Origin of the sequence: Rossellomorea aquimaris (assembly GCF_003315075.1) — a bacterium.
Taxonomy (GTDB): Bacteria; Bacillota; Bacilli; order Bacillales; family Bacillaceae_B; genus Rossellomorea; species Rossellomorea aquimaris_C.
In genome coordinates this window covers 184,243-190,405 of sequence record NZ_QNRJ01000007.1, presented here as the reverse complement: position 1 = coordinate 190,405, position 6,163 = coordinate 184,243, and the positions used below count along the sequence as shown (strand labels likewise).

1 protein-coding gene, 21 tRNA genes and 2 rRNA genes are annotated in these 6,163 nt (G+C 45.1%); all 24 read left to right on the top strand.

Annotation, left to right across the window (positions count from 1 at the left end; genetic code table 11):
- Window positions 1–755, top strand: a 23S ribosomal RNA gene (locus DET59_RS11860); the annotation flags it as partial.
- A gap of 297 nt (window positions 756–1,052) precedes the next feature.
- Window positions 1,053–1,169, top strand: a 5S ribosomal RNA gene (gene rrf, locus DET59_RS11855).
- A gap of 10 nt (window positions 1,170–1,179) precedes the next feature.
- Window positions 1,180–1,255 (top strand) — tRNA-Val (locus tag DET59_RS11850).
- A 63-nt stretch (window positions 1,256–1,318) separates the two neighbouring features.
- Window positions 1,319–1,394, top strand: a tRNA-Thr gene (locus DET59_RS11845).
- Between the two features lie 29 nt (window positions 1,395–1,423).
- A tRNA-Lys gene (locus DET59_RS11840) sits at window positions 1,424–1,499 on the top strand.
- A 40-nt stretch (window positions 1,500–1,539) separates the two neighbouring features.
- A tRNA-Leu gene (locus tag DET59_RS11835) sits at window positions 1,540–1,624 on the top strand.
- An 8-nt stretch (window positions 1,625–1,632) separates the two neighbouring features.
- Window positions 1,633–1,707 (top strand) — tRNA-Gly (locus DET59_RS11830).
- Between the two features lie 9 nt (window positions 1,708–1,716).
- Window positions 1,717–1,805, top strand: a tRNA-Leu gene (locus tag DET59_RS11825).
- Window positions 1,806–1,907: 102 nt separating this feature from the next.
- Window positions 1,908–1,984, top strand: a tRNA-Arg gene (locus tag DET59_RS11820).
- Between the two features lie 7 nt (window positions 1,985–1,991).
- A tRNA-Pro gene (locus tag DET59_RS11815) sits at window positions 1,992–2,068 on the top strand.
- 8 nt (window positions 2,069–2,076) lie between these two features.
- Window positions 2,077–2,152, top strand: a tRNA-Ala gene (locus DET59_RS11810).
- Window positions 2,153–2,265: 113 nt separating this feature from the next.
- A tRNA-Met gene (locus tag DET59_RS11805) sits at window positions 2,266–2,342 on the top strand.
- A gap of 4 nt (window positions 2,343–2,346) precedes the next feature.
- Window positions 2,347–2,423, top strand: a tRNA-Ile gene (locus DET59_RS11800).
- Window positions 2,424–2,439: 16 nt separating this feature from the next.
- Window positions 2,440–2,532 (top strand) — tRNA-Ser (locus DET59_RS11795).
- 33 nt (window positions 2,533–2,565) lie between these two features.
- Window positions 2,566–2,639: transfer RNA gene (locus DET59_RS11790), tRNA-Met, on the top strand.
- Between the two features lie 91 nt (window positions 2,640–2,730).
- Window positions 2,731–2,807: transfer RNA gene (locus DET59_RS11785), tRNA-Asp, on the top strand.
- 51 nt (window positions 2,808–2,858) lie between these two features.
- Window positions 2,859–2,934 (top strand) — tRNA-Phe (locus tag DET59_RS11780).
- A gap of 22 nt (window positions 2,935–2,956) precedes the next feature.
- Window positions 2,957–3,032 (top strand) — tRNA-His (locus DET59_RS11775).
- A gap of 20 nt (window positions 3,033–3,052) precedes the next feature.
- Window positions 3,053–3,126 (top strand) — tRNA-Gly (locus DET59_RS11770).
- Window positions 3,127–3,135: 9 nt separating this feature from the next.
- A tRNA-Ile gene (locus DET59_RS11765) sits at window positions 3,136–3,212 on the top strand.
- A 9-nt stretch (window positions 3,213–3,221) separates the two neighbouring features.
- A tRNA-Asn gene (locus DET59_RS11760) sits at window positions 3,222–3,296 on the top strand.
- Window positions 3,297–3,303: 7 nt separating this feature from the next.
- Window positions 3,304–3,394 (top strand) — tRNA-Ser (locus tag DET59_RS11755).
- A 6-nt stretch (window positions 3,395–3,400) separates the two neighbouring features.
- Window positions 3,401–3,472, top strand: a tRNA-Glu gene (locus tag DET59_RS11750).
- A gap of 817 nt (window positions 3,473–4,289) precedes the next feature.
- The gene (gene glgB, locus DET59_RS11745) at window positions 4,290–6,149 is read left to right on the top strand and encodes a 1,4-alpha-glucan branching enzyme (RefSeq protein WP_397540937.1); all 1,860 of its coding nucleotides are present in this window, start codon (window positions 4,290–4,292) and stop codon (window positions 6,147–6,149) included.
- Window positions 6,150–6,163: the final 14 nt, after the last annotated feature.

Here is a 6,163-nt window from a genome sequence, read left to right as displayed (position 1 = left end):
CAAGCTTCGGTGGAGGCATCGGTGGGATACTACCCTGGCTGTATTGAAATTCTAACCCGCGCCCCTTATCGGGGTGGGAGACAGTGTCAGGTGGGCAGTTTGACTGGGGCGGTCGCCTCCTAAAGAGTAACGGAGGCGCCCAAAGGTTCCCTCAGAATGGTTGGAAATCATTCGCAGAGTGTAAAGGCACAAGGGAGCTTGACTGCGAGACCTACAAGTCGAGCAGGGACGAAAGTCGGGCTTAGTGATCCGGTGGTTCCGCATGGAAGGGCCATCGCTCAACGGATAAAAGCTACCCCGGGGATAACAGGCTTATCTCCCCCAAGAGTCCACATCGACGGGGAGGTTTGGCACCTCGATGTCGGCTCATCGCATCCTGGGGCTGTAGTCGGTCCCAAGGGTTGGGCTGTTCGCCCATTAAAGCGGTACGCGAGCTGGGTTCAGAACGTCGTGAGACAGTTCGGTCCCTATCCGTCGTGGGCGCAGGAAATTTGAGAGGAGCTGTCCTTAGTACGAGAGGACCGGGATGGACGCACCGCTGGTGTACCAGTTGTCTTGCCAAAGGCATCGCTGGGTAGCTATGTGCGGAAGGGATAAGTGCTGAAAGCATCTAAGCATGAAGCCCCCCTCGAGATGAGATTTCCCATCACGTAAGTGAGTAAGATCCCTAGAAGATGACTAGGTAGATAGGTCAGAGATGGAAGCATGGCGACATGTGGAGTTGACTGATACTAATCGATCGAGGACTTAACCACATTATAAAGCGGAGGCGGCTTGAACAGAGACGACAAGCATTTCTGAGCAATCAGAAGAGGGTGCTTTTTACCCTCAGCTGATTGAACTGAAATGACCTCGAGTCTCTAGCCGCCGGAGCTGGAATGGTATCTACTTGAAGAAGTAGATGCAACAATGGTCGATATTCGGCTTTCTTGACATCAATTCTTTATCTAGTTTTCAGGGAATAAATTTTATACGAAAATATAAAAAAACCTTGAAAAAATATATCTACGCGATATAATAGTACTTGTCCTTAAAAAAGAGACAAGAAATAGTCTGGTGATAATGGCGAAGAGGTCACACCCGTTCCCATGCCGAACACGGAAGTTAAGCTCTTCAGCGCCGATGGTAGTTGGGGGATCTCCCCCTGTGAGAGTAGGACGTCGCCAGGCTTTATATTTTGGAGGATTAGCTCAGCTGGGAGAGCATCTGCCTTACAAGCAGAGGGTCGGCGGTTCGATCCCGTCATCCTCCACCAAAGATTTTTGCGTCAGCAAAATATCTCCCCTTAAATTTTCTTATATAAAAACCAATCACATATGCCGGTGTAGCTCAACTGGTAGAGCAACTGACTTGTAATCAGTAGGTTGGGGGTTCAAGTCCTCTTGCCGGCACCATTTTGGTTTTAAATATCATCTTTTCAGATGAGCCATTAGCTCAGTTGGTAGAGCATCTGACTTTTAATCAGAGGGTCGAAGGTTCGAATCCTTCATGGCTCACCAAAGATTTTTGCGCAGCAAAATATCTTTCCATTTATATCATGCGGGTGTGGCGGAATTGGCAGACGCACCAGACTTAGGATCTGGCGCCGCAAGGCGTGGGGGTTCAAGTCCCTTCACCCGCACCATTTATTTTGCGGAAGTAGTTCAGTGGTAGAACACCACCTTGCCAAGGTGGGGGTCGCGGGTTCGAATCCCGTCTTCCGCTCCAGAAGATTTTGCCGGGGTGGCGGAACTGGCAGACGCACAGGACTTAAAATCCTGCGGTAGGTGACTACCGTACCGGTTCGATTCCGGTCCTCGGCACCAAAGATTTTTGCGTAAGCAAAATATCTTTCCTGAATTTGCGTAAGCAAAATATCTTTCCTTAACTTGCGTTTGTCAGTAAGGAAAGAACAATAGAATCATTTAGCGCCCGTAGCTCAATTGGATAGAGCGTTTGACTACGGATCAAAAGGTTAGGGGTTCGACTCCTCTCGGGCGCGCCATATATTTCGGGAAGTAGCTCAGCTTGGTAGAGCACTTGGTTTGGGACCAAGGGGTCGCAGGTTCGAATCCTGTCTTCCCGACCACTTCTTTTGGGGCCTTAGCTCAGCTGGGAGAGCGCCTGCTTTGCACGCAGGAGGTCAGCGGTTCGATCCCGCTAGGCTCCACCAAGATTTTTTGCAACAGCAAAATAATCTTCATTGGTTTTTTTGCGAAAGCAAAATAAACGTCATTGATATTTGAGAGATCCATCTATCAATTAATTTGATATTAAATGTATCTTGGCGGTGTAGCTCAGCTGGCTAGAGCGTACGGTTCATACCCGTGAGGTCGGGGGTTCGATCCCCTCCGCCGCTACCAAAAGGGACCTTTAGCTCAGTTGGTTAGAGCAGACGGCTCATAACCGTCCGGTCGTAGGTTCGAGTCCTACAAGGTCCACCAAGTACCATTTCATTACGGAGGAATACCCAAGTCCGGCTGAAGGGATCGGTCTTGAAAACCGACAGGGGTGTAACAGCCCGCGGGGGTTCGAATCCCCCTTCCTCCTCCATATTTACTTTAATGGGAATTTCATTTTTATCGTCGCGGGGTGGAGCAGTTCGGTAGCTCGTCGGGCTCATAACCCGAAGGTCGCAGGTTCAAATCCTGTCCCCGCAATACCATTTTTGACTTATTTTCATAAGAGGTTATCGTTAATCTTTCATAAGTCACGCATGGATAGTTATTTTCGCTATCGCGAAAAAACTTTGGTCCGGTAGTTCAGTTGGTTAGAATGCCTGCCTGTCACGCAGGAGGTCGCGGGTTCGAGTCCCGTCCGGACCGCCATTTTCTTTTTATAAGATTATGGTTCATAATTAAATATTATACTCTAAGTAAGGCTCAGTAGCTCAGTTGGTAGAGCAATGGACTGAAAATCCATGTGTCGGCGGTTCGATTCCGTCCTGAGCCACCATTTTTTATTTGAAGACATTATGGCGGTTGTGGCGAAGTGGTTAACGCACCTGATTGTGGTTCAGGCATTCGTGGGTTCGATTCCCATCAGTCGCCCCATATCTTCTTATATAAAAAGTGCGGGTGTAGTTTAGTGGTAAAACCTCAGCCTTCCAAGCTGATGATGAGGGTTCGATTCCCTTCACCCGCTCCAATTATTTTTGGGCCTATAGCTCAGCTGGTTAGAGCGCACGCCTGATAAGCGTGAGGTCGGTGGTTCGAGTCCACTTAGGCCCACCATTTCATTATTCCGCAGTAGCTCAGTGGTAGAGCTATCGGCTGTTAACCGATCGGTCGCAAGTTCGAATCTTGCCTGCGGAGCCAATAATATGGGGAAGTACTCAAGTGGCTGAAGAGGCGCCCCTGCTAAGGGTGTAGGTCGGGCAACCGGCGCGAGGGTTCAAATCCCTCCTTCTCCGCCATATTATGGCCCATTGGTCAAGCGGTTAAGACACCGCCCTTTCACGGCGGTAACACGGGTTCGAATCCCGTATGGGTCATCTGAAGAAAGACTATCATTTTTGATAGTCTTTTTTTGTTATACAAAGTAAAGTTGGTGGTCATTTTATTAAAAATAAATTAAAAACATGACTTAATGAAGCGATTTAATTGAATATGGAGCCAGATCGGGATTAAAATAAGCGGTTTTACATGAGAAAGCATGCTTCTACTTCTGTACGAGGGATATATTATCGACTATGACCACTTTATTATCGACTTTCCAACATATATTATCAACTTCTACAATCTTCTTATTAGCTCGAATTTTTCAATACGATAATCGGAAGATGTGAGGGGGTATTCAGTCAGTGATCATCGAAGAATAAAAGGCATCAACCACCTCTTAATCTCCCCATTAATCTTCTCAAAGTATTGAATAGCCCCCTACCTCCTCCAAAGATTACACTATGCATGATTCCTCCTTTATTGTCCCATAAAAAATCCCATAAAACAGGGTTTATCCACCCTAAACAAGCAACCGCCAGATTTATCATCCATTCCTAATCACTCCTCAATTCGACATCGCCATCAATCTCACAACCAGCCAAAAACGATACAAAATACCGGAATCCTTCTGCATTTCCCTAAAATTTCACTTTTTTAATATAAAAACTTTCGACAAATTACGCTATGAATTCAACACGTTTCCCCTATGTTCTTCCAATGTAAACCTTACCATTTAGTAAGACTTTCCAAAAGCGAACCATTTTATCATAAGTATGTAGGAAATTGTCGTAATTGAGCGACGATAATAAAGAGGATTTTGATGAAGTTGAAAGAAAGTAGTAAGTAGATTGAAAAAATGTAGGTGAGTTGATGAACGCAATGACCATATCAGATTATGATGTTTTTTTGTTTCATGAGGGAAATTTGCAGCAGGCCTATCAGTTTATGGGTTCACATGTGAGAAGAGATTCCGCTGGGACCTATACAGAATTTTGCGTTTGGGCACCGAAAGCAAGACATGTTTCATTGGTTGGCTCTTTTAATCATTGGAATGGAGCCGGGTATGAACTTACACGGCGGAATAACGAAGGTTTATGGACAATTCGCATAGATGGGGATCTATCGGGAGAAACGTATAAGTACGAGATTACCACTCTATCAGGTTTAAAGAAGCTGAAGGCGGATCCATATGGGTTTGCTTCTGAGAAGCGTCCAAATACTGCAAGCGTGGTGTATGAGCTGCAGGGATTTTCTTGGGAGGATGAGAAGTGGCTGGAGGATCGAGCCAGTTCGACGGTCTATGACAAGCCTATGGCGATTTATGAAGTGCATTTGGGCACATGGAAGAAGAAAGCGGGTAAGTTTCTATCTTATAAGGAATTAGCTCAACAATTAATTCCTCATGTGAAAGAACAAGGATTTACACATATTGAGTTGCTGCCTGTCACGGAGCATCCGTTTGATCGTTCTTGGGGGTATCAGGGTACTGGTTATTATTCACCGACTAGTCGCTACGGCTCACCTCATGAATTGATGGCGTTCGTGAATGAATGTCATTTACATAATATTGGCGTGATTTTGGATTGGGTCCCGGGTCATTTTTGTAAAGATGCCCACGGGTTATATGAATTTGATGGTTCGTTTGCTTATGAGTATGGAGAGGAACGGGACCGTGAGAATTATACGTGGGGAACGGCAAATTTTGATTTAGGTAAGGGGGAAGTGAGAAGCTTCCTGATATCGAATGCACGTTTCTGGATGGATCTGTATCATATTGATGGCTTCCGGATTGATGCAGTGGCCAATATTATTTACTGGGCAAACCAGGGAGAGCTTGCTCCTAATGAGGGAGCCTTACAGTTTCTAAAAAACTTGAATAAGGCCGTTTTTGAGTATGACTCTTCGATTTTGATGATAGCAGAGGATTCTACAGACTGGCCTCAGGTGACATCCCCTGTTCATTATGGAGGACTGGGCTTTAATTATAAGTGGAATATGGGATGGATGAATGACGTCCTTAAATATATGGAAACAGATACGTCTGAAAGAAGGCATGTACATTCTCTTATAACCTTTTCCTTGTTATATGCGTATTCAGAGAATTATGTGCTTCCGTTTTCCCATGACGAGGTGGTCCATGGGAAGAAGTCATTATTGAATAAAATGCCCGGTGATTACTGGCAGAAATTCGCTCAATACCGGCTGCTTCTGAGCTATATGATGGCTCATCCAGGGAAAAAGCTTCTGTTTATGGGAAGTGAACTTGCCCCGTTTTCAGAGTGGAAGGATTTAGAGGAATTAGATTGGCATTTGTTGGATTACGATTTTCATCACAAATTCAATTCATATTTTAAAGAACTTATGCATTTATATAAAGGTGCTGAACCATTATTCCAAATGGATCATCGTTCAGAAGGATTTGAATGGGTGGATGTGGATAATAGTGAGCAGCAGATTTTCTCTTTTATCAGAAATGGGAAAGAGAAGGGAGATCATCTTGTAGTGATCTGTAATTTCAGCCCTCATGTGTACCACCAGTATAAGGTGGGTGTGAATAAGGTTTCTTCTTATGAAGAAATTTGGAATAGCGATGATGAACGATTTGGGGGTTCTCATCAGGTGAATCCAATGCCTCTTGTTGTGCACAATGAGTCGTACCATGGAAGAGATGGATATGTGGAAATGACGATTCCACCATACGCAGCCGTTTATTTAAAACCAATAGATTGAAAGGGGAGAGAAGG

Excerpts from the sequence above, each read along its gene's own strand:
- glgB (WP_397540937.1), top strand. The coding sequence starts at position 4,290 with ATGAACGCAATGACCATATCAGATTATGATGTTTTTTTGTTTCATGAG.